22 protein-coding genes, 1 tRNA gene and 1 pseudogene are annotated in these 20705 nt (G+C 71.7%); 12 read left to right on the top strand and 12 right to left on the bottom strand.

What is annotated here, in order from left to right; genetic code table 11:
* Window positions 1-16 precede the first annotated feature (16 nt).
* From OHU34_RS07315 to OHU34_RS07325, 3 genes are read right to left on the bottom strand one after another with little or no spacing between them, the layout of a single operon-like run.
* Entirely contained in the window at window positions 17-931 is a 915-nt protein-coding gene (locus tag OHU34_RS07315; protein WP_142267147.1) for an ATP-binding cassette domain-containing protein, read from the bottom strand.
* A 5-nt stretch (window positions 932-936) separates the two neighbouring features.
* The gene (locus OHU34_RS07320; protein ID WP_142267146.1) at window positions 937-2013 is read right to left on the bottom strand and encodes an ABC transporter permease; all 1077 of its coding nucleotides are present in this window, start codon (window positions 2011-2013) and stop codon (window positions 937-939) included.
* Window positions 2013-3032 (bottom strand): sugar ABC transporter substrate-binding protein, encoded by a 1020-nt coding sequence (locus OHU34_RS07325; RefSeq protein ID WP_142267145.1) that lies wholly within the window; start codon window positions 3030-3032, stop codon window positions 2013-2015. The genes OHU34_RS07320 and OHU34_RS07325 overlap by 1 nt, the downstream gene beginning before the upstream one ends.
* Before the next feature lie 539 nt (window positions 3033-3571).
* Between OHU34_RS07325 and OHU34_RS07330 the strand changes: the two genes are divergently transcribed.
* Window positions 3572-4357 carry a GntR family transcriptional regulator gene (locus tag OHU34_RS07330; protein ID WP_142267144.1) on the top strand — a complete coding sequence of 262 codons (786 nt, stop codon included), beginning with the start codon at window positions 3572-3574 and terminating at the stop codon, window positions 4355-4357.
* Between the two features lie 24 nt (window positions 4358-4381).
* Here OHU34_RS07330 and OHU34_RS07335 read toward each other — a convergent pair whose 3' ends face one another.
* The 5 genes from OHU34_RS07335 to OHU34_RS07355 form a co-directional block, all read right to left on the bottom strand.
* Window positions 4382-5140, bottom strand: coding sequence for an SDR family NAD(P)-dependent oxidoreductase (locus OHU34_RS07335; RefSeq protein WP_028806784.1), 759 nt, complete (start codon window positions 5138-5140; stop codon window positions 4382-4384).
* Between the two features lie 2 nt (window positions 5141-5142).
* Window positions 5143-6321, bottom strand: coding sequence for an acyl-CoA dehydrogenase family protein (locus tag OHU34_RS07340; RefSeq protein ID WP_020129520.1), 1179 nt, complete (start codon window positions 6319-6321; stop codon window positions 5143-5145).
* 164 nt (window positions 6322-6485) lie between these two features.
* On the bottom strand, window positions 6486-7058 hold the full coding sequence (locus OHU34_RS07345; protein WP_054241316.1) for a TetR/AcrR family transcriptional regulator: 573 nt from the start codon (window positions 7056-7058) through the stop codon (window positions 6486-6488).
* 70 nt (window positions 7059-7128) lie between these two features.
* Window positions 7129-8115: an aldo/keto reductase gene (locus OHU34_RS07350; RefSeq protein WP_142267143.1), complete on the bottom strand. Its 987-nt coding sequence runs from the start codon at window positions 8113-8115 to the stop codon at window positions 7129-7131.
* A gap of 183 nt (window positions 8116-8298) precedes the next feature.
* A tRNA-Pro gene (locus tag OHU34_RS07355) sits at window positions 8299-8375 on the bottom strand.
* Between the two features lie 100 nt (window positions 8376-8475).
* Between OHU34_RS07355 and OHU34_RS07360 the strand changes: the two genes are divergently transcribed.
* The 3 genes and pseudogenes from OHU34_RS07360 to OHU34_RS07370 form a co-directional block, all read left to right on the top strand.
* Window positions 8476-9006 (top strand): DUF309 domain-containing protein, encoded by a 531-nt coding sequence (locus OHU34_RS07360; RefSeq protein ID WP_142267142.1) that lies wholly within the window; start codon window positions 8476-8478, stop codon window positions 9004-9006.
* Between the two features lie 42 nt (window positions 9007-9048).
* Window positions 9049-9822 carry a precorrin-6A synthase (deacetylating) gene (gene cobF / locus OHU34_RS07365; RefSeq protein WP_405765450.1) on the top strand — a complete coding sequence of 258 codons (774 nt, stop codon included), beginning with the start codon at window positions 9049-9051 and terminating at the stop codon, window positions 9820-9822.
* A pseudogene (locus OHU34_RS07370) lies at window positions 9741-10251 on the top strand (hypothetical protein); the annotation flags it as partial. The gene cobF and the pseudogene OHU34_RS07370, both read left to right, overlap by 82 nt.
* A 17-nt stretch (window positions 10252-10268) precedes the next feature.
* On the opposite strand, the gene OHU34_RS07375 reads toward OHU34_RS07370, so the two are convergent.
* Together OHU34_RS07375 and OHU34_RS07380 are read right to left on the bottom strand one after the other, a co-directional pair.
* Complete coding sequence (locus OHU34_RS07375) at window positions 10269-11042, bottom strand: sulfite exporter TauE/SafE family protein (RefSeq protein ID WP_142267140.1); 774 nt, start codon at window positions 11040-11042, stop codon at window positions 10269-10271.
* A gap of 155 nt (window positions 11043-11197) precedes the next feature.
* Window positions 11198-12385, bottom strand: coding sequence for a thiolase family protein (locus OHU34_RS07380; RefSeq protein ID WP_142267139.1), 1188 nt, complete (start codon window positions 12383-12385; stop codon window positions 11198-11200).
* 103 nt (window positions 12386-12488) lie between these two features.
* Between OHU34_RS07380 and OHU34_RS07385 the strand changes: the two genes are divergently transcribed.
* Genes OHU34_RS07385 through OHU34_RS07400 form a run of 4 tightly spaced genes read left to right on the top strand, consistent with a single transcriptional unit; the run spans window position 12489 to window position 14440 of the window.
* Window positions 12489-13289, top strand: coding sequence for an alpha/beta hydrolase (locus OHU34_RS07385; RefSeq protein ID WP_405765454.1), 801 nt, complete (start codon window positions 12489-12491; stop codon window positions 13287-13289).
* Between the two features lie 55 nt (window positions 13290-13344).
* A complete protein-coding gene (locus tag OHU34_RS07390) occupies window positions 13345-13602 on the top strand; it encodes a WhiB family transcriptional regulator (protein WP_057604293.1) in 258 nt (85 codons plus the stop codon).
* Complete coding sequence (locus tag OHU34_RS07395; protein WP_054241322.1) at window positions 13599-14081, top strand: Dps family protein; 483 nt, start codon at window positions 13599-13601, stop codon at window positions 14079-14081. The genes OHU34_RS07390 and OHU34_RS07395 overlap by 4 nt, the downstream gene beginning before the upstream one ends.
* 26 nt (window positions 14082-14107) lie before the next feature.
* Window positions 14108-14440, top strand: coding sequence for a DUF3140 domain-containing protein (locus OHU34_RS07400; protein ID WP_142267137.1), 333 nt, complete (start codon window positions 14108-14110; stop codon window positions 14438-14440).
* 24 nt (window positions 14441-14464) lie between these two features.
* On the opposite strand, the gene OHU34_RS07405 is transcribed toward OHU34_RS07400, so the two are convergent.
* Complete coding sequence (locus OHU34_RS07405; RefSeq protein ID WP_142267136.1) at window positions 14465-15709, bottom strand: amidohydrolase; 1245 nt, start codon at window positions 15707-15709, stop codon at window positions 14465-14467.
* A 78-nt stretch (window positions 15710-15787) separates the two neighbouring features.
* Window positions 15788-16642, bottom strand: coding sequence for a Cof-type HAD-IIB family hydrolase (locus tag OHU34_RS07410; protein ID WP_142268177.1), 855 nt, complete (start codon window positions 16640-16642; stop codon window positions 15788-15790).
* 120 nt (window positions 16643-16762) lie between these two features.
* On the opposite strand from OHU34_RS07410, the gene OHU34_RS07415 reads away from it, so the two are divergent.
* Genes OHU34_RS07415 through OHU34_RS07430 form a run of 4 tightly spaced genes read left to right on the top strand, consistent with a single transcriptional unit; the run spans window position 16763 to window position 20703 of the window.
* Window positions 16763-17554, top strand: coding sequence for an SAM-dependent methyltransferase (locus tag OHU34_RS07415; RefSeq protein ID WP_230194070.1), 792 nt, complete (start codon window positions 16763-16765; stop codon window positions 17552-17554).
* Between the two features lie 43 nt (window positions 17555-17597).
* Window positions 17598-19001, top strand: a complete 1404-nt coding sequence (locus tag OHU34_RS07420) for a glutamine synthetase (protein ID WP_405765459.1) — start codon at window positions 17598-17600, stop codon at window positions 18999-19001.
* A gap of 1 nt (window position 19002) precedes the next feature.
* The gene (locus OHU34_RS07425) at window positions 19003-20148 is read left to right on the top strand and encodes an amidohydrolase family protein (RefSeq protein WP_142267133.1); all 1146 of its coding nucleotides are present in this window, start codon (window positions 19003-19005) and stop codon (window positions 20146-20148) included.
* 15 nt (window positions 20149-20163) lie between these two features.
* Window positions 20164-20703 carry an NUDIX hydrolase family protein gene (locus tag OHU34_RS07430; protein ID WP_107095599.1) on the top strand — a complete coding sequence of 180 codons (540 nt, stop codon included), beginning with the start codon at window positions 20164-20166 and terminating at the stop codon, window positions 20701-20703.
* Window positions 20704-20705: the final 2 nt, after the last annotated feature.

A 20705-nucleotide genomic window follows, 5' to 3' on the forward strand; every position in this document is an offset into this window, starting at 1 on the left:
GGCGGGCTGCGCCGTGTCACGGCGCTTTCTCCCCGGGACTCGCCACGGGCGCGGTCAGGTCCTTCTCCTCCGGGAGCTCCTCGACGTCGACGCCACGCACTTGGGCCAGCTCGTGTTTGAGTGCGGCGAGTTCGGTGCCGCCGGCCATGTGGTTGGTGAGTTCTTCGAGGCTGACCTGGTCGCGGGAGGCGGAGAGTTCCATGGTGCCCAGGCGCAGGACGCTGAAGTGGTCGCCGACCATGTAGGCGTGGTGGGGGTTGTGGGTGATGAAGATGACGCCGAGGCCGCGGTCGCGGGCGGCGGCGATGTACTTCAGCACCACGCCGGACTGTTTGACGCCGAGGGCGGCGGTGGGTTCGTCGAGGATGAGCACGCGGGCGCCGAAGTGGACGGCGCGGGCGATGGCGACGCACTGGCGCTGGCCACCGGACAGGGTGCCGATGGGCTGTTCGAGGTCGTCGAGGACGATGCCCATGTGGCGCAGTTCCTCGTCGGCGGTCTGCTTCATCTTCTCGATGTCGAGGCGTTGCAGGGGCCAGGGGCCCTTGGTGAGTTCGGAGCCGAGGAAGAAGTTGCGCCACACCGGCATCAGAGGCACGGTGGCGAGGTCCTGGTAGACGGTGGCGATGCCCTTGTCGAGAGCCTCGCGCGGGGTGGAGAACCGCACGGGGTGGCCGTCGACGAGGAACTCGCCCTCGGTGTGCTGGTGCAGCCCCGAGACGATCTTGATCAGCGTGGACTTGCCGGCGCCGTTGTCGCCGAGGACACAGGTCACCTGGCCGGGCCGGACGGCGAGATCGACCCCGTGCAGGGCACGGATGTTGCCGTAGGACTTGCCCGCGTTGCGCAGTTCTACGAGTGGACTGTCACCGCCCTCGGGGGCGGTGTCCGCGAGGATGGCGCCGTGCGTGCCGGTTCCGTCGGTGGTCATTGGGGTCACCTCCGGGTGGCCGTGCGCTGGACCCACAGATTGATGAGGACGGCGCCGAGGAGCATGACGCCGAGGAAGGCCTTGAACCAGTCGGGGTTCCAGCCCGCGTAGACGATGCCCTGCTGCACCATCCCGAACATGAAGGCGCCGAACACCGGGCCGATCGCCGACCCGGCGCCGCCGGTCAGCAGACAGCCGCCGATGACCGCCGCCGAGATGTAGATCAGTTCCTGCCCGACACCCTCGCCGGACTGCACGGTGTTGAACGTGAACAGCTGGTGCATCCCGACGAACCAGGCACCGAAACCGACCAGCATGAACAGCGAGATCTTCGTGAACGTCACGGGCACGCCGACCGCCCGCGCGCTCTCCTTGTTCCCGCCCACCGCGAAGATCCAGTTGCCGTACTTCGTCCGCAGCAGGACCCAGGTGGCGATGGCGGCGAAGACCAGCCAGTAGACGATGGTGATCTTGACCTGGACGCCGCCGACGTCGAAGGACGAGGCGAAGACCTTCTTCGCCTGACCGAAGCCGTCCATGTCACTGATGTCGTCGGTGGCCACGTTGGTGGTGACCAGCTTGGTCACCGCGAGGTTCACACCCTGCAGGATCAGGAACGTGCCCAGCGTGATCAGGAAGCTCGGCAGCCCGGTCTTCACGACCATCCAGCCGTTGAGGAAGCCGATCCCGAGGGACACCAGCAGGGCGACGACCACACCGACCCACACGTTCATGGTGAGTTGGTAGCTGAGCATGGACGCGGTGAGCGCCGAGGTGATGACGGCGACACCGGCCGACAGGTCGAACTCGCCGCCGATCATCAGCAGCGCCACCGGCAGCGCCATGATCCCGATCGTCGACGACTGATACAGGATGTTGGCCATCGAACTGCCGTCACGCACCGGCGGCGCCGCGATCAGGAAGAACACGTACACCGCGACCGCACCGAGGAACACCCCCACCTCGGGGCGGGCCAACAGCCGCAGGGCCAGAGGGCGTTGCTTGGTCCGGCCGTCGCTCTCCTTGCGGCCGGGGGCCGGCGGTGTGGTCACCGCCGGCTCGGCATGGTGGGTCATGCTCATCACCGGGTGCCCTTCGCGGCGAACGAGGCGACCGCGTCGACGTTGGTCTTGTCCACGAAGGCCGGACCGGTCAGCACCGGCTGCTCGCCGCCGCCCATGTAGTTGCCGTTGTTCTTGTAGAGCCACAGCGAGTCGATCGCCAGGTAGCCCTGGAGGTAGGGCTGCTGGTCGACGGCGAACTCGATCGTGCCCTTGTCGATGGCGCTCGTCAGGTCCTTGTTGAGGTCGAAGGTGGCGATCTTGGCCTTGCTGCCCGCGTCGGCCTTCGACTGCACCGCCGTCAGGGCGAACGGGGCGCCGAGGGTGACGACGTAGTCGATGGCCTTGTCCTGGCTCAGCTTGGCGGTGATCGTCGACTTCACGGACGGCATGTCGGTGCCGTTGACGTACAGGGTCTCCGTCGTGCCCGAGAACGTCTTCTTCACACCGGCACAGCGCTGGGTGAGGCCGATGTTGCCCTGTTCCTGGATGACACAGACGGCCTTCTTGGCGCCCTCGGAGTTGAGCCTGTTGCCGAGCGCCTCGCCGGCCACGGTCTCGTCCTGGCCGAAGAACTCCATCAGGCCGAGGTTCTTCCACTCGCTGACACCGGAGTTGAGACCGACCACGGGTATCTTCGCGGCCTTCGCCTTGGCTATGACGTCCTTCAGCGCGTCCGGCTTGGCGAGGGTGACCGCGATGCCGTCGACCTTCTGGTCGATCGCGTTCTGGATCAGGTTGGCCTGGTTCCCGGCGTTCGGGTCGGCGGAGTAGACCAGCTTGACGTTGTCCTTGGCGGCGGCCGCCTCGGCGCCCTTGCGGACGATGTCCCAGAAGGTGTCGCCGGGCGACTGGTGGGTCACCAGGGCGACCGTCATCTGCGGAGTGCTCGCCTTGCCCGCGGAAGCGCCGTCCGCGCTCTCCTCGGACTTCTTGCCCCCGGAACTGCTGGAGCAGCCTGCGAGGGTCAGGGCCACCGCCGCGGCCATGGCCACGACCGGGGCGATTCTGCTCGAGCGGGAGGGAGAAGAGCTGTCCATCTTTCCTGCACCTCACTGTGCGACGGAGAAAACGACGGGAAAAGGGGAGGCGATCGCGAAGATCCGGGGCCCGTTTCTACTCAGATTGGGGCCATGGGGCCGGGTCCGCGACTGTTCAGGTGTCTCGGACCCGGCGTGCGCTGCTGATGCCGGATCCAATCCCTTGCCGAGCTCACTGTCAATACTTTGTTAAGACATCATTTCACGAGCAGGTCCGAATGTAAGTACAAACCCTTGACAGTGCGGGCCCCCTGGACCTACACCTGGGGGACGCCAGGCCCACGATCACCGTGAGGAGCGTCGCACATGGCCGAGTCGGTCCAGCCACGGGACGTGATCACGATGGGTCGTACCGGGATCGATCTCTACCCCTTGCGACCGTACGTACCCCTCACACGCACGGAGACGTTCGAAAAGGACCGTGTCGCCCTCGCCCGGCGGGAGTTGGCCCGCCTCACATCCGGCCGCCCGGGCTGAGCCGGGCCGCCCGCACCCCCGCGCTCTTCCACCCGATCCCACCGACCCGAGGAGGTGCCCCGATGGCGAAGACCGGCGACCGATCCCGTGCCGTGCCAGGCTCCGCGCTCGACCTGCTGCATTTCGCCCTGGACCGCACCAGCCCCGTGCCGCTCTACTACCAGCTCGCCCAGCAGTTGGAGGCGGCGATCGAACAGGGAGCGCTCGCCCCGGGCAATCTCCTCGGCAACGAGATCGACCTGTCGACCCGCCTCGGCCTGTCCCGCCCGACGGTCCGCCAGGCCATCCAGTCCCTGGTCGACAAGGGACTCCTGGTGCGCCGACGGGGAGTCGGCACCCAGGTCGTGCACAGCCAGGTGAAACGGCCGCTGGAACTGAGCAGCCTCTACGACGACCTGGAGGCGGCCGGACAGGGACCCACCACGCACGTCGTCCGCAACGAGCACGTGCCGGCGCCCGCCGACGTGGCCGCCGCGCTCGGCGTCCCCGAGGGGAGCGAGGTCACCCTGCTGGAGCGGCTGCGCGCCACGCACGGACAGCCGGTGGCGTTCCTGTGCAACTACCTGCCCCCGGCCCTGCTGGACCTCGACACGGAACGCCTGGAGTCGACGGGCCTCTACCGGCTGCTGCGTTCGGCGGGCATCACCCTGCACAGCGCCCGCCAGACCATCGGCGCCCGCTCCGCCACCGCCGAGGAGGCCGAGCTGCTGGCCGAGAAAAAGGGGGCGGCCCTGCTGACCATGCAGCGCACGGCGTACGACGACACCGGCCGGCCGGTCGAGTACGGGACGCACATCTACCGCGCGTCCCGGTACGCGTTCGACTTCCAGCTGCTGGTCAGACCCTGAGGGCCGCCGAGGACACCCCGGGACCTACCTCGGGGCCATCCGCAGCGCGCCGTCCATGCGGATGGTCTCGCCGTTGAGGTAGTCGTGGTCGACGATCGCCAGGGCCAGCCGGGCGTACTCCTCGGGCCGGGCCAGGCGGCGCGGGAACGGCACGCCCTCGGCGAGCGAGGCGCGGAACTCCTCCGACACCGTCGCCAGCATCGGCGTCTCCACGATGCCCGGGGCGATGGTGCACACCCGGATCCCGTACTGCGCGAGGTCGCGGGCGGCGGGAAGGGTCAGGCCGACGACCCCGCCCTTGGAGGAGGCGTAGGCGGCCTGGCCGATCTGTCCGTCGTACGCGGCGATGGAGGCGGTGTTGACGATGACGCCCCGCTGGCCGTTCTCGTCGGCCTCGGTCGCGGCGATGGCCTCCGAGGCGAGCGCGAGCACGTTGAAGGTGCCGATCAGGTTGATCTGGATCACCTTGGCGTACAGGCCGAGGTCGTGGACGCCCCTCTTGCCGAGGATCCGCGCGGACGGCCCGATACCGGCGCAGTTGACGACCGTGCGCAGCGGGACACCGGAGCCCGCCGCGGTGGCGACGGCGGCGCCGACCTGCTCGGGGTCGGTGACGTCGGCGGGCACGTAGGTGACGCCGGGCACCTCGGGTGCCTTGTCGATGCCGTCCTTGAGGTCGAGGGCGAAGACCTGGGCGCCGCCCTCGGCGAGGGCCTTCGCGGTGGCCGCGCCGAGGCCGGACGCACCGCCGGTGACAAGGGCGGCGGTGTTCTCGAGCTGCATCATCACTCCTTGCCGAGGACGGTGAGGACACCGCCCTCGTCACGGTCCAGCGCACGGGAGATGATCATGCGCTGGATCTGGTTGGTTCCTTCGAAGATCTGCATGACCTTGGCCTCGCGCATGTAGCGCTCCACCGGGAAGTCACGGGTGTATCCGTACCCCCCGAGGACCTGCACGGCGTCCGTGGTCACCTTCATGGCGTTGTCCGTGGCCACGAGTTTGGCGATCGACGCCTCCCGTGTGAAGGGCAGGCCGAGATCCTTCAACCGGGCGGCGGACAGCGCGGTGGCCCGCGCCGACTCGATCGCGGCGCTCATGTCGGCGAGCACGAACGCCAGCCCCTGGTGCTCGATGATCGGCTTGCCGAAGGTCTCCCGCTCCCGCGCGTAGCGCACCGCGTGGTCGAGGGCCCCCTGGGCGAGGCCGGTGGCGACGGCCGAGATGCCCAGCCGTCCGCAGTCGAGGGAGGCGAGCGCGATCTTCAGCCCCTGCCCCTCCTGCCCGATCCGGCGCTCGACGGGCACCCGGACGTTCTCCAGCCGCATGGTCGCGGTCGCCGAGCCCGTCAGGCCCATCTTCCGCTCCGGCGGGTCGGCGCTCAGTCCCGGGGTGCCGGCCGGGATCAGGAAGCAGGAGATGCCGTGCGCCCGGTCGTCGGAGGTGCGGGCCATGACCGTGTAGAAGTCGGCGTAACCGCCGTGCGTGGTCCAGGCCTTGGTGCCGTTGAGCACGTAATGGTCGCCGTCGCGGACCGCGCGGGTGAGCATGGCCGCCGGGTCGGAGCCGGCGTGCGGCTCGGACAGGCAGTAGGCGCCGAGCAGCTCACCGCCCAGCATGTCCGGCAGCCACCTGCGCCGCTGTTCCTCGGTGCCGAAGCGGGCCAGCGGGAAGCAGGACAGGGCGTGCACGGAGATGCCCACGGCGACGCTCGACCAGACCGCGGCGACCTCCTCCAGCACCTGGAGGTAGACCTCGTAGGGCTGGTCCGCCCCGCCGTCCTCCTCGGCGAAGGGCAGCCCGAGCAGACCGCTGCGCCCGAGGGTGCGGAAGACGTCCCGGGGGAACGCCTCGTCCGCCTCCGCGTCGGCGACCCGGGGTGCGAGTTCCTTGGCGGCGAGGGTGCGCGTGAGCTGGATGAGCTCGACGGCTTCCTCGGTCGGCAGGGCACGAGTGGCAGGCATGGTGACCTCCACGTAGGAGTACCGGTGAGTACTGGAAGTGATACTGAAGTGCGTACGAACGTATCATTCACAGTACGGCAATGGGGCGCTGAGCGGCATCCGACCACGGCCGGAGAGTGTCCCCCTCGATCCGTTCCGGCCCGCTTCGGCCCGCTTCGGACGCTTCAGGAGGAGACGGCGTGCACGATGAGCGACGCGAGCTGTTCGTAGGCCTCCGCGTCGGTCAGCCCGGTGCGGGTCTTGAGTTCGCCCTGCTGGATCTGGCGCATGGTCGCGGCGGCGACCTCGCCGACGAACGCCGTGTGCACCTCACGGAAGGCGCCGTCCGAGACGCCCTCGGCGATCAGCCGGCGCACCCGCTCCGCGGCCATCCGCGTGTTGGCCTCGTACACCTCGCGGGCCGGCGGGAAGTCCGCCACGTCGTCGAGGAACCGGCGGGAGAGCGGGCGCAGCTGTTCGGCCACGGCGGTCAGGTACACGCGGACGCGGTCCGAGGGGTCGACGGTCTGCGCCACCCGCTTCTCGACCGCCTCGGTGGCCCCGCGGAAGTAGTGCTTGACCGCCTCCACGACCAGCCCCTGCTTGCTGCGGGCGAGCTGGTACAGGGTCGTCTTGGAGCAGCGCAGCCGCTCGGCGAGGTCGTCCAGGGTGAGGTCCGAGAACCCCTCCGCCGTCAGTAGCGCGACGAGGCGTTCCAGCAGGTCGGCCTGTCTGGCGGTACGGCGGTTGGACGGCATGATCTCAGCGTAGCCTCCCCCCTTGCTCCCGGGGGGACCGCCGCAGGGCGCCCCGGCCGGCGCCCGGCCGTCAGTGCGCGGCGTCCAGCCGGGAGCGCTGGTCCGCGGTCAGGTCCAGGTCGACGGCGGCCAGGTTCTCCTCCAGTTGCGCCACCGACGACGCCCCGGCCAGCGGGACGATCGGCAGTTCCCCGCCCAACTGCCAGGCCAGCACGACCTGGTTGAGGCTCGCGCCGGTCTCTCGGGCGACCTCGCGCAGCACGGCGAGCCGGGCCGGGGTGCCCGGGTGGTCGTAGTCCGGCGGCAGGGGCTTGTCCGGCCGTACGTAGGCGCCGGCGAGCAGCGGCGAGTAGGCGACCAGGGTGAGGCCGGGCTCGGCCCGCAGATAGCCGAGGAGTTCGGCGCCGGCGTGCCCGAGGCTGCCGTCCGGGAAGAGTTCGCCGGGGACGTCGCAGCGGGGGCGCAGATGGCTGTGCTGGTACTGGAGCACCTCGTAGCCGGGCAGTCCCGCCGCGGCGGCGAGGGCGCGGGCCCGCTCCACCCGCCACATGGCCTGGTTGCTCACCCCGAGCAGGCCGACCGTGCCCTCCGCGACGAGTTCCGCGAAGCCCTCGACGGTCTCGCGCTGCGGGACGGCGTGGTCGTCGATGTGGGCGTAGAGCAGGTCCAGCTTCTCCACGCCGAGCCTGTCCCGGCTGCGTTCGGCGGACTCCCGGATCACCTTCGCGGAAAGGCCCTCCGCGTTGTCCGTGTAGCTGGTGCCCGGCGCCAGCGGCCGGGCGCCGAGCTTGGTCGCGACGACGATCTCGTGGCCGACGCCCCGGCTGCGCCGCCACCGGCCGATCAGTTCCTCGCTCTGGCCGCCCTGGCCGCCGTCGACCCAGAAGGCGTAGTTGTCGGACGTGTCGACGAAGTTCCCGCCGGCCTCGACGTACCGGTCGAGAATCGCGAAGGACGTCTCCTCGTCCGTCACCGACCCGAACAGCATCGCCCCGAGCGCGAGCACACTGACCTCGCGCCGGGTGGCCGGGTCGGTGCCTATGGTGCGGTACTTCATGCTGGATCCTCCCGTTCGGCCGGTGTCCTCCGGCTCGAACGGGAGTCTTGCCCTTGAAGTGCGCTTGAGGGCAAGGGCTTTTACCGCGGCGGCGAAGGCGGCCGACGGGACCGGCGACGTGCCCGAACGCACCGAAGCCGCCTTCTCGATGACGAGAAAGCGGCTTCCGACCTGCCGTGAAGCTGGTCGGGACGACAGGATTTGAACCTGCGACCCCTTGACCCCCAGTCAAGTGCGCTACCAAGCTGCGCCACGTCCCGGTGCGCTTCACACGGTGTTCGCCGTGTGATCGCGCGAACAGCACTTTACCCCACACCGGGCGGTGCGCCGTAGAGGGCCCGGGCGCGGGACAATCGCCGTATGGACCGTTTGGACAGCACAGGAGGTACGAGCGGCGGCCGGCCCGCCGGTCCCCGGGACCGGGACGGCGAGGGGCGGGCGCGCAACGCCCGGCCGCGGGACGGGCTCGGCCGGCCCCTGCCGTACGGCACGCCCGGTGTGGAGCGGCAGCCCGAGGGCGTCGTCCGCGCCCCGGAGGCGACCGTCACCGAGGCGCAGGCCCTGCTGGACGCCGGGAAGCCCTTCCACGCCCACGAGGTCTTCGAGGACGCCTGGAAGGCGGGCCCGGAGTCGGAGCGGACCCTGTGGCGCGGGCTCGCGCAGCTCGCGGTGGGCCTGACGCACGCCGCCCGGGGCAACCTCGCGGGCGGGGCTCGGCTGCTGCGGCGCGGGGCCGGGGCGGTGCAGGAGTGGGCGGCGGGCGCGGGGCAGGACCGGCCGTACGGGATGGATCTCGCCGGTCTGGCCGGCTGGGCGCGGGAGCTGGCGGACACCGTCGAGCGGACCGGCGCCGCCGTGGACGCGAGGGCGCGGGCGCCCCGGCTGCGCTGACCCGGCCCGGTCACTGTCGGTGGCGTACGGCAGACTCGTGACGTGCGAAAGATTCATGTCATCGGTATCGGCGCGGGCGACCCCGACCAGCTGACCCTCCAAGCGGTCCGGGCGCTGCGCAGCACGGACGTGTTCTTCGTCCTGGACAAGGGCGAGGTGAAGAGTGACCTGACGCGGTTGCGCCACGACATGCTCGACACGCATCTGCCGGACGGCGCCTACCGGGTGGTCGAGGCCCGGGACCCGGAGCGGGACCGCCGGGCCGGCGGCGCCGCCTACTCCCCCGCCGTCGGCGACTGGCGCAGCGCCCGCGCCGGGATCTACGAGCGGCTGATCACCGAGGAACTCGGCGAGGACCAGAGCGGCGCGTTCCTGGTCTGGGGCGACCCGGCGCTCTACGACAGCACGCTGGCCATCCTCCAGGAGGTGCTGGCCCGGGGCGCGGTGACCTTCGAGTACGACGTCGTCCCCGGCATCAGCAGCGTCTCGGCGCTCGTCGCCCGGCACCGCACGGGCCTGAACCGGGTGGCGCGTCCGGTGCAGATCACGACGGGCCGGCGGCTCGCCGAGGGCTTCCCCGAGGGGGTGGACGACGTGGTGGTGATGCTGGACGCCCACCAGGCCTTCCGGTACTACGCCGAGGAGGACGTCGACATCTACTGGGGCGCCTACATAGGGACCCCGGACGAGATCCTCGTCTCCGGCCCGATCGCCGAGGCCGGCCCCCGCATCGAGCGGCTGCGCGCCGAGGCACGCGAACGCAAGGGCTGGATCATGGACACCTATCTGCTGCGCCGCAATCCGGGGCAGGAGTAACCTCCCGGATCGTCGGGTCGCTGGTGATGGGCGTCGGCCTGTATCTGATGTCCCGTATGGGTCCCGGCACGGGCGCGTGGCTGGAATCGCTGTACATGTTCGTGCTCGGCACCGGCCTGTCCATGCAGGTGCTCACGATCGCCGTGCAGAACACCGTCGAGTACGCCGACCTGGGCACCGCCACCTCCGGTGTCACCTTCTTCCGCACGCTCGGCAGCTCTTTCGGCACAGCCGTCTTCGGCACTGCTGGAGGCTTCCGTCGCGAAGATCATCGGCGGTACGGACGCGGACACCGCGCGCCGCATCGTCGAGAGCTCCGACACGCGCCTCGACATGGCCGGGGCCGCCTGGCCGGTGATGCAGGTCGAGCTGTTCAACCGGATGGTCGGGCACACGAGCCTGGGGCTCGTCGCCGCCCGTCGGCAGCTGCTGTCCGGGCCGTACGGCTAGCGCAGCAGGAGTTGGAGACCGCCCACCACGGTCGCCGCGATCACCAGTCGCTCGAAGAGCCGCTGGTCGATACGGGGCACGGCCCATTTGCCGAGCAGCGCGCCGGGGACGACGAACGCGACGAGTGCCGCGTCCAGGAGGAGGGATTCCCCGTCGATGAGTCCCAGGCTCGCGCTGAACGGCACCTTCGAGACGTTGACGATCAGGAAGAAGAAGGCGGAGGTGCCGAGGAAGCCGAGTTTGCGGAAGCCGGCCGAGAGCAGGTACATCGACATCACGGGCCCGCCGGCGTTGGCGACCATGGTGGTGAAGCCGCCGAGGACACCGTAGGAGCGGGCCTTGACGCGGCCGGACCGGGTGGCCACGGCGTCGGGTTCGCCGTCCGCGTCGGCCGTGCGGCGCCGCCACACCGTGACGCCCGCCATCAGCAGCAGGATCGCGCCGATCGAGGTGCGCACCGTCCCGTCGTCGGCCCACACCAGGAACACCGTCCCGAAGACCACGCCGGCCGCGACCGCCGGGAACAGCCGCCACAGGGTGGGCCAGTGGGCGTGCCGCCGGTAGGTGAGGACGGCGAGGACGTCGCCGGCGATCAGGATCGGCAGCAGGACGCCGGTGGAGGCGCGGGCGGGCAGGATCGCCGCGAAGATCGCGAGGCTGACCGTGTTGGCCCCGCTGACGGCCGTCTTGGAGAAGCCGACGAGCAGGGCCGCGAGGGCCAGCGCCGCGAACTCCCAGCCGGTGATGTGCCACAAGTTCATCGTGTTCATGCGGAGACCGATGCTACGCACACCTACCGGACGGCCCGAAGCCGTCTCGCCTGATGGCCGTTCCCGCCCCGCCGGCCTCTCTCCCGGCGGTCCCGGCCGACGGCGTCGGCGCCGCGCAGCGCGTCCCGGTGCCGCTCAGTGCCCGTCAGTGCCCGTCAGTGCCGCTCCACGAGTACCGCGCTGCCCTGTCCGACGCCCACGCACATCGTGGCCAGCCCGCGCCGCGCTCCCGTGCGGCGCATGCGGTGCAGGAGGGTGGTGAGGATGCGGGCCCCCGAGCAGCCGAGCGGGTGGCCGAGGGCGATCGCACCGCCGCTGGGGTTGACCCGGCCGGGGTCGATGCCGAGCTGGTCGACGCAGGCGAGCACCTGGGCGGCGAACGCCTCGTTGAACTCGGCCTCCTGGACGTCGTCGACGCTCCAGTCGGCCCGGGCCAGCACCTTGCGGGTGGCGGGGACCGGGCCGATGCCCATCACGTCGGGGTGGACGCCGGCGGAGGCGCCCGCGACATAGCGGCCCAGGGATTCCAGCCCCAGTTCGTTCAGTGCCTCCTCGCTGACGAGGAGCAGCCCGGCGGCGCCGTCGTTCATGGGTGAGGCGTTGCCCGCGGTGACCGAGCCGCCCTCCCGGAACACGGGCTTCAGTTTCGCGAGCTTCTCCGGCGAGGTGTCCTCGCGGATGCCCTCGTCGGCGTCGACGACCACGCCGTCCGGGCGCCGTACGGGCAGGAGTTCGTCGTCGAAGTGACCGTCCCCCCGGGCCAGCGCCGCCAGGCGGTGGCTGCGCAGGGCGAACGCGTCCTGGCGCTCGCGCGTGATGCCGTACCGGGTGGCGACCTCCTCGGCGGTCTCCCCCATGGCGAGCAGGCCGTGCAGCTCCTTCATGGCGGGGTTGACCAGGCGCCAGCCGAGCCGGGTGTCGACGGTCTCGACGCGGTGCGGGAGGGCCTCGTCGGGGCGGGCCAGCACGAACGGGGCGCGGCTCATCGACTCGGAGCCGCCGGCCAGCACGATGTCGGCCTCGCCCGCGGCGATCGTGCGGGCCGCGGTCGTGACGGCCTCGAGCCCGGAGGCGCACAGCCGGTTCACCGTGGCGCCGGGCACGGTCTCGGGGAGGCCGGCGAGCAGGGCGGCCATCCGGGCGACGTTGCGGTTGTCCTCGCCCGCCTGGTTGGCGGCGCCCCAGTAGACGTCGTCGATACGGGCCGGGTCGAGCGCGGGCACCTCGGCGACCAGGCCGCGGATGACGGTCGCGGCGAGGTCGTCGGGCCGTACGCAGGACAGGGCCCCGCGCAGTCGGCCGACGGGGGTGCGGCGGGCGGCCGCGAAGTGGACGGGGCGCACGTCAGGACTCCTTGATTAGCACTGCTAGTTTTTCGACTGTAGACCCCGGCCCGACCCCCTGGGAAGATCCCCGGAGGCCTTCGCCGACGCAGTTGGAGGAGCGATGACCGAACACGTCCTCACCGGGACCCGCGGCAGGATCGTCGTACACGAGTGGTCCCCTGCGCGGCCCCGCCGGATCGTCCTTGTGGTGCACGGCTACGGCGAGCACGCCGGACGCTACGGCGAGCTCGCCGATGTCCTGACGGCGCACGGCGCGGCCGTCTTCGCCCCCGACCACATGGGGCACGGAAGGTCGGCGGGCGAGCGCGTGGTGATCGAGGACTTCGAGGACGTGGTCACCGACGTGCACGCCGCGGCGCGGCTCGCCCGGGCCGCGCACCCGGACCTCCCCCTGATCGTGCTCGGTCACTCCATGGGCGGCCTGATCGCGGCCCGGTACGCCCAGCGGTACGGCGGCACACTCGCCGCGCTCGTGCTGTCCGGCCCGGTGATCGGCGGCTGGGAGCTTCCCGGCCGGCTGCTGGCGCACGAGCAGATCCCCGACCTCCCCGTCTCGCCCGCCGCCCTCTCCCGCGACCCCGCCGTGGGCGCGGCCTACGCGGCGGACGAACTGGTCTGGCACGGGCCGATGAAGCGGCCGACGCTGGAGGCGTTCGTCCGGACCCTGGAGACCGTGGCCGAGGGCGGCGACACCGGCCCGCTGCCCCTGCTGTGGCTGCACGGCGACGACGACCGGCTGGTCCCGCTGCCCGGCAGCTGGACCGGCGTCGAACGGCTGAGCGGCGGCGCGCTGACCGAGCGGATCTACCCGGGGGCCCGGCACGAGGTCTTCCACGAGACGAACCGCGCCGAGGTGTTCGCGGACGTGACGCGCTTCCTGGACGGTGTGCCCGCTTCCTGAGAAGGAACGGAGATGCCGCTGTTTGCGGTGGTGTGACCGGGGCACCCGCGCCGGCATGGAGTGGTTGCGCAGTGCCGCCTGTGTGGGCGAGGACCCTGAGCTGTTCTTCCCCGTGGGCACGAGCGGACCCGCCCTGCGCGACACCGCGGCGGCCAAACGCGTCTGCGCCCGCTGCACGGTGCGTGCCGAATGCCTGTCGTACGCGTTCGCGATCGGACGGACGTCGGGTGTGTGGGGCGGGACCGGGGAGGAGGAACGCGCGGAACTGCTCCGTACCGCCAGACACGACGCGACGACGAGGAGCACCGCATGACTGTCGTGAAGAGCCCCCTGCCCGAACCGGCCCGCCAGGTCACCTTCGACGCGTTGCAGACCACCCTCGTGGATCTTCTCGGCCTCTCCCTGATCGGGAAGCAGGCGCACTGGAACATCGTGGGGCCCCGGTTCCGCTCGATCCACCTCCAGCTCGACGAGGTGGTCTCGACGGCCCGTTCGTACGCCGACACGGTCGCGGAGCGCGCGGCGGCGCTGGGCCTGCCGCCCGACGGCCGCCCGGAGACGATCGCCTCGGCGTTCACCCTGCCCTCCCCCAAGGACGGCTGGCTGCGCGACGAGGACGTCGTCCAGGTGATCGCGGAGACGCTGGGGGCGGCCATCGCACGGCTGCGGGAGCGGATCACGACGACCGAGCAGGCGGATCCGGTCACCCAGGACCTGCTCATCGGCATCACCGCCGAGCTGGAGAAGCAGCGGTGGATGTTCGAGGCGGAGAACTGGCCGCGCGAGCACTGATCCACAGAAGGAGCGGAACACCCGTCATGACCGACGCACTCGAACTCGACGCGCTGTGGGAGGACTTCCACCGCGTGGTGAACATGACCTCGCAGGAGCTGGCCGCCTGGCTGCGGGTGCGGGACGCCGACGAGAACGCCGAGCCCCTGCCCGAGGAGGCGGGGACCCCCACCGGGCAGCATGTGCTGGCGATCCTCCAGAAGCGGCGCATCGACCTGACCGACGACGACGTCCGGGTGATGTACCGGGTCGTGGACACGGTCACCGCGCAGGCGGACCTGGAGGACGAGCCCGGGGCCGAGGACACCCGCGCACGCCACCGTCTGATGACGATCGGCCACGATCCGCTCAGGCCCTGATGCCCCGCGCGGGCCGCCCGCGCCTCAGCCGGTGAGCCGGGAGAGCGCCGCGGACACCAGCGTGCGCACTCCCGGCACCAGCACGGACAGGTCCGGCGCGAACAACGGGCTGTGGTTTCCCGGCACGCCCGCGAACTTCTCCCGCAGCTCCTCCCCCGGCGCCGCCTCCCACACGGGCGCCGGGGTGGAGCTCACGTACCAGTAGTCGTAGGGCACGCCCGCCGGGGCGAGCAGCGAGAAGTCCTCACTGCCCAGCGCCTGCCCGAAGTCGAACACCGTGTGCTCGCCGAAGAGTTCGCGGTGCACGGCGGCGATCTCGCCGTCCAGGGCCGCGTCGTTGACGGTGTTCGGGCAGCCGGCGTGGACCGTGACCTCGGGCGGGACCGGGCACCCCGCGGCGGCGCACTCCCCCTCGACGACCCGCCGGATCGCGGCGAGGACCCGCTCGCGCGCCCGGGTGTCCTGGGTGCGCACGTTCAGCGCGAGCCGGGCCTCGGCGGGGATGATGTTGGCATTCGTACCGGCGTGGAAGCTCCCCACCGTCAGTACCACCGACTCGCTCGCCGCCACCTCGCGCGCGACCACGGTCTGGAGCCTGGTGACGATGTACGCGGCCGTCACGACCGGGTCGACCGTCGACTCGGGCCGCGAACCGTGCCCGCCGACACCGTGCACGACGACGTCGACGTCGTCCGAGGCCGACAGCGTCAGGCCCGGGGTGTGCGGGTAGAACCCGGCCAGTCCCGGCGCCACGTGCTGGCCGAACAGCACGTCCGGGCGCGGGAAGCGGGCGTGGATCCCCTCGGCCACCATCGCCCGGGCGCCGCCCCCGGCCTCCTCCGCGGGCTGCCCGACCACGACGAGCGTCCCGGACCACGTCCCGCGGGCGGCGGCGAGCGCCTCGGCGGCGGCCACCAGCCAGGTGACGTGCAGGTCGTGGCCGCAGGCGTGCATCAGGCCGTCGACGGTCGAGGCGTACGGCAGCCCGGTCGCCTCCCGCACGGGCAGCGCGTCCATGTCTCCCCGCAGCCACACCACCGGCCCGTCACCGTTCGCGAGCACCCCGACGACACCGGTGCGGGCCACCCCCTCCGTCACCTCGTACCCGGCCTCGCGCAGCCGCTGGGCCAGCTTCCCGGCGGTGCGGTGTTCCTGGAAGGACAGCTCGGGATGGCGGTGCAGATCCTGGTAGAACACAGCCAGTCGGCCGGGTTCGAGTCCCGAGGTGATCTCGCGGGTCAGGCGGGCGACAACGGCCGGTTCGGTCATACCGCGCAGCCTAGGGCGTGTCCGCAAAGCAGCGCCGTCTGCCCGCAGGGCAGGGCTCGCGGCGTGCCGTCCGGGAAGTCAGAGGTCCAGCAGGCGGGTGACGGTGCGCAGCACCCCGTTGTCGTTGTTGGAGGGCGCGAGGTGGCGGGCCCGGCGGACGACCTCCGGGTGGGCGTTGGCCATGGCGAACGACCAGTCGGCGGCGTCCAGCATCTCCAGGTCGTTGAGATAGTCGCCGAACACCATGGTCTGCGCGGGTGTGATGCCCAGCTCGCGCTGGAGCGCGCGCAGCGCGGCGCCCTTGTTGGCGGTGCGGTTCATGACGTCGACCCAGTGCTCGCCGGAGACGACGACCTGGTGGGTGCCCGCGAAGGGCGCGAGAGCCGGTGCGGTGGTCCGCTCGGCGGACCCGAAGTCGAAGAGAGCGACCTTGATGATGTCGTCGTCGACGGCGGTGACGTCCTCGACGACCCGGTGCCGCACGTAGTACCGGCCCACCTCGGCGAGGAACGCCTCGTCGGCCCGCTCGACGTAGGCGGACCGCTTCCCGCAGACGACGGCGCCCACGTCGACGCCTTCGGACGTGAGACCGCGCACGGCCTCCATGACCCGCGCGACCACTCCCGGGGCCAGCGGATCGGAGCTCAGCTCCTCCCCGTCGCGAACCACGTAGGTGCCGTTCTCCGCTATGAACACCATGCCCTCGGCGACCTCGGCGAACTCCGCGGCCAGAGTGGCGTACTGGCGCCCGCTCGCCGGGCTGAACAGCACCCCGCGCTCCCGCAGCCGCGCCAGCGTCTCCCACAGGCCCTCGGGCACCTTCTTGTCGTCGTCGAGCAGGGTGCCGTCCATATCGGTGACGACCAGCCGGATGTCGACGGGACCCGCCGGGGACGCGGAGGCGGTCGGGCGGGGGGCGTGCGAGTAGGGCATGGCCTGCTTCCTGTACGGGATCACCGGATTTCACCCTACCGGGGACAACGGTGATCATCCGGCGGCACAATGGCGGACGCAGGCCCGTGACACGGGCAGGACGTGAGAAGGGGCTCTCGGGTGAGCGGGTCGGCAAGGCTGGACACCAGCGTCGCGCACAACGCGCGGGTGTGGAACTACTGGATCGGCGGCAAGGACAACTACGAGGTCGACCAGCGGGTCGGCGAGCATGTCGCCGGGATGTTCCCGCTCATCCGGGAGATCGCGCGCGCGGACCGCTGGTTCCTCGGGCAGGCGGTGCGGTTCCTCGCCGAGGAGCGCGGGGTGCGGCAGTTCCTCGACATCGGCACCGGGCTGCCGACGGCCGACAACACCCACGAGATCGCGCAGCGCGTCGCGCCCGAGTCGCGGATCGTGTACGTCGACAACGACCCGATCGTGCTGGCGCACGCCCGTACGCTGCTGACCGGCACCACCGAGGGCGTCACCGACTACATCGACGCCGATGTGCACGACCCGGCCCAGATCCTCGAACGCGCGGCGGGCACCCTGGACTTCACCCGCCCGGTCGCGGTGATGATGCTGGGCATCCTGAACTTCGTCCTGGACCTCGACGCGGCCCGGGACATCGTCCGCAAGGTGATGGCCGACGTCCCGTCCGGCAGCTTCCTGGTGCTGACGCACCCCACCCACGACAGCGAGGTGGGCGGTGAGGGCCAGATCCCGGCGATGAAGTTCTGGAACGAGAACGCCACCCCGCCGATCACCGCGCGCGGCGGCAAGGAGATCGCCGCGTTCTTCGAGGGCCTGGACGTGCTGGAGCCGGGCCTGGTGTCCTGCTCGCGCTGGCGCGGCGAGGCCGACTCCCTCGCGGTGGTGCCGCAGTACGGCGCGGTGGCCGTGAAACCCTGACGGACGTACGGCACGCAACGGACGCAGCGACCGTGGAGGACGTATGACCACCCTTGCCGATCCCGTCCCCGGCGGGCGTCCCGGAGAGGTCGAGCGGGCCGGCGCGCTCGCCGGCGAGCTGTCGGCGAGAGGCGTGCACGGGATCGTCCTGGCCTATGTCGACACGGCGGGCATCGGCCGGGTGAAGACGATCCCCACGGCCGGGCTGGCCTCGGCGGCGGCCTGGGGCGTCGGGATGTCTCCGGTGTTCGACACGTTCCTGGCGAACGACCACATCGTCGCGACCGATGTGCTGGGCTCCCCGGACGGTGATCTGCGTCTGTACCCGGACCTCGACCGGCTCGTGGCCCTGGCCGGGCAGCCCGGCTGGGCCTGGGCGCCGGTCGACCGCGTCACCCAGGACGGGGAACGGCACCCCGGCTGCTCCCGCACCTTTCTGCGCCGTGTCGTCGCACGGGCGGCCCGCGAGCACGGGCTCGCCTTCAAGACGGCCATCGAGATCGAGTGGGCGGTCGGCCTGGACTCGGCGCCCGCGGGCGAGTTCGTCCCGGCGGCCACGGGACCGGCGTACGGCGCGACCCGGCAGATCGAGCTGAGCGAGTACACCGTCGAGCTGCTGGCCGCCTGCGCGGCGCAGGGCGTGGACGTCGACCAGATCCATCCGGAGTACGCGCCCGGCCAGTTCGAGATCTCGGTGGGCGCGCTCGACCCGGTGGCGGCGGCCGACCGCAGCGTCCTCGTCCGCCAGACGATCCGCGCGCTGGCCCGGCGCCACGGCCTGCGGGTGTCCTTCTCCCCCGCCGTCGTGGCGGAGGGCGTCGGCAACGGCGGGCACGTCCATCTCTCCGCCTGGCGGGACGGCACGAACCTGCACGCGGGCGGAGTGCGGCGGCACGGCATGACGGCCGACGCGGAGGCGTTCGCGGCCGGGGTGCTGGCCCGGCTCCCGGCCCTCACGGCGGTGACCGCGCCCAGCCCGGCGAGCCATCTGCGCCTCAAACCGTCCCAGTGGGCCGGGGTGTTCACCGCCTGGGGCCTGGAGACCCGCGAGTGCGCGCTGCGTCTGGTGCGCGGTACGGCGGGCCGCCGCGCGGAACAGGCGAATCTGGAGGTCAAGCCGGTCGACCTGGCCGCCAACCCGTACCTCGCCCTCGGCTGCCTGATCGCCGCCGGGCTGGCCGGGCTCGCGTCGGGTGCCGTCCTGCCCGAGGAGAGCGACGGGGACCCGGCCCGGCTCGACGCCGGGGAAGCCGCCGCCCGGGGCGTGCGCCGGCTGCCGACCTCGCTCGCCGAGGCGCTCGCCGAGTTCCGCGGGGACGAGGTCCTGCGGACCGCGCTCGGCCCGGTCCTCGCCGACGCCGTGAGCGCCGTACGGCAGGGCGAGATCGACGCCGTCGACGGGCTCGACGACGAGCGGGTGGCCGCGGCCTACCGCTGGAAGTACTGACATGACCGGCGGACCGGTCCACGAGGCCCTCGCCGAGCTGGAGCTGGTGGACCACCACTGCCACGGCGTCGTCACCGACCCCCTGGACCGGCCTGGCTTCGAGGCGTTGCTCACCGAGGGCGACCGGTGGCCCGGCCACTCGGCCTTCGACACACCCGCCGGGGTGGCCGTACGCCGCCACTGCGCGCCGCTGCTCGACCTGGAGCGGCACGCCCCGGCCGACGTCTACCTGGCCCGGCGCGCCGAACTGGGTCCGCGGGAGGTGAACCGGCGGTTCCTCGCCGCCGCCCGGACCCGCGTGTTCTGCGTCGACACCGGGTTCGCCCCGCACCGCATCACCACGCCCGCCGAGCTGGCCGCGGCGGCCGCGGCCGGCGGTCCGGCGGTCGCCCACGAGGTCGTCCGGCTGGAATCCGTCGCGGAGGCCGTGGCCACCCGGGGTGTCGAGGCCGACGGGTACGCCGACGCGTTCCGCGCGGCCGCCCTGGACGCGGTGCGGCGGCCCGGGGTGGTGGCGGTCAAGTCGGTGGCCGCCTACCGGACCGGCTTCGACCTCGACCCGGCCCGGCCCCCGGACGCCGAGGTCACCCGGGCCGCCCGGCGCTGGCTGGCGGGCGGCGGACGGCTGGCGGACCCGGTGCTGGTCCGGCACCTGCTGTGGACGGCCGTCGACCTGGGGCTCCCCCTCCAACTGCACACCGGCTTCGGCGACAACGACATCCGGCTGCACCGGGTGGACCCGAGCCGTCTCACGGACTGGCTGCACCTGACGGCGGGCACCATCCCGGTCCTGCTGCTGCACTGCTGGCCCTACCAGCGCCAGGCCGCCTATCTGGCCGCGGTGTTCGAGCAGGTCTACCTGGATGTGGGGCTCACCCTGCATCATGTGGGTCCCCCACGAGCGCGGGCGGTCCTGGAGGAGGCGCTGGAGATCACACCGTTCCGCAAACTGCTGTACAGCTCGGACGCCTATGGTGTGGCGGAGTTCTACGGGCTCGGCGCGCTGGCCTTCCGCAGGGGACTGGGGGATCTGCTCCAGGACCGGGTGGACGCCGACGAACTGGGCCTGCCCGACGCGCTTCGCCTGGCACGCTGGGCCGGAGCCGACAACGCCCGCCGGGCCTACCGGCTTCCCGACGGACACTGAAAGTATGATCAAGCAATGTCTGACTTGACCGAAACCACGCCGGGTTGGCTGAGCTCCGACGAGCTCGAGATGGCACGCGCCCGTATGCCGATCCTGTACGTCGAGGCCGTGCCCGTGCGCGTCGACGACAGCGGCGAAGTCACCAGCGTCGGCCTGCTGCTGCGGATGGGACCGGAGGGCACGGTCAGCCGCACCCTGGTATCCGGCCGGGTCCTGCACCACGAGCGCGTCCGCGACGCCCTGTTGCGCCACCTGGAGAAGGACCTCGGTCCGGTGGCGCTGCCCCGGGTACCGACCTCGCTCCAGCCGTTCACGGTGGCCGAGTACTTCCCCACGCAGGGCGTCACGCCGTACCACGACCCCCGTCAGCACGCGGTGTCGCTGGCCTACATCGTGCCGGTGACCGGCGACTGCCGTCCCCGCCAGGACGCGCTGGACCTGGTGTGGTTCAGCCCGCAGGAGGCCGCCTCGCTCGCGGTGCAGAGCGAGATGCCGGGCGGGCACGGGTTCCTGCTGCGGCAGGCCCTGGCCCACGTCGGCCTCTCGGCCTCCTGAGC

The sequence above is a fragment of the Streptomyces sp. NBC_00080 genome, assembly GCF_045041255.1.
GTDB classification, from domain to species: Bacteria; Actinomycetota; Actinomycetes; order Streptomycetales; family Streptomycetaceae; genus Streptomyces; species Streptomyces coriariae.

Coding starts and splice junctions, on each gene's coding strand:
- OHU34_RS07375 (WP_142267140.1), bottom strand. CDS start 11,042: ATGAACACGATGAACTTGTGGCACATCACCGGCTGGGAGTTCGCGGCG.
- OHU34_RS07430 (WP_107095599.1), top strand. CDS start 20,164: ATGTCTGACTTGACCGAAACCACGCCGGGTTGGCTGAGCTCCGACGAG.
- OHU34_RS07400 (WP_142267137.1), top strand. CDS start 14,108: ATGACCGACGCACTCGAACTCGACGCGCTGTGGGAGGACTTCCACCGC.
- OHU34_RS07420 (WP_405765459.1), top strand. CDS start 17,598: ATGACCACCCTTGCCGATCCCGTCCCCGGCGGGCGTCCCGGAGAGGTC.
- OHU34_RS07360 (WP_142267142.1), top strand. CDS start 8,476: ATGGACCGTTTGGACAGCACAGGAGGTACGAGCGGCGGCCGGCCCGCC.
- OHU34_RS07390 (WP_057604293.1), top strand. CDS start 13,345: ATGGAGTGGTTGCGCAGTGCCGCCTGTGTGGGCGAGGACCCTGAGCTG.
- OHU34_RS07345 (WP_054241316.1), bottom strand. CDS start 7,058: ATGCCGTCCAACCGCCGTACCGCCAGACAGGCCGACCTGCTGGAACGC.
- OHU34_RS07425 (WP_142267133.1), top strand. CDS start 19,003: ATGACCGGCGGACCGGTCCACGAGGCCCTCGCCGAGCTGGAGCTGGTG.
- OHU34_RS07340 (WP_020129520.1), bottom strand. CDS start 6,321: ATGCCTGCCACTCGTGCCCTGCCGACCGAGGAAGCCGTCGAGCTCATC.
- OHU34_RS07405 (WP_142267136.1), bottom strand. CDS start 15,709: ATGACCGAACCGGCCGTTGTCGCCCGCCTGACCCGCGAGATCACCTCG.
- OHU34_RS07320 (WP_142267146.1), bottom strand. CDS start 2,013: ATGAGCATGACCCACCATGCCGAGCCGGCGGTGACCACACCGCCGGCC.
- OHU34_RS07315 (WP_142267147.1), bottom strand. CDS start 931: ATGACCACCGACGGAACCGGCACGCACGGCGCCATCCTCGCGGACACC.
- OHU34_RS07325 (WP_142267145.1), bottom strand. CDS start 3,032: ATGGACAGCTCTTCTCCCTCCCGCTCGAGCAGAATCGCCCCGGTCGTG.
- OHU34_RS07350 (WP_142267143.1), bottom strand. CDS start 8,115: ATGAAGTACCGCACCATAGGCACCGACCCGGCCACCCGGCGCGAGGTC.
- OHU34_RS07385 (WP_405765454.1), top strand. CDS start 12,489: ATGACCGAACACGTCCTCACCGGGACCCGCGGCAGGATCGTCGTACAC.
- OHU34_RS07395 (WP_054241322.1), top strand. CDS start 13,599: ATGACTGTCGTGAAGAGCCCCCTGCCCGAACCGGCCCGCCAGGTCACC.
- OHU34_RS07330 (WP_142267144.1), top strand. CDS start 3,572: ATGGCGAAGACCGGCGACCGATCCCGTGCCGTGCCAGGCTCCGCGCTC.
- OHU34_RS07410 (WP_142268177.1), bottom strand. CDS start 16,642: ATGCCCTACTCGCACGCCCCCCGCCCGACCGCCTCCGCGTCCCCGGCG.
- OHU34_RS07335 (WP_028806784.1), bottom strand. CDS start 5,140: ATGCAGCTCGAGAACACCGCCGCCCTTGTCACCGGCGGTGCGTCCGGC.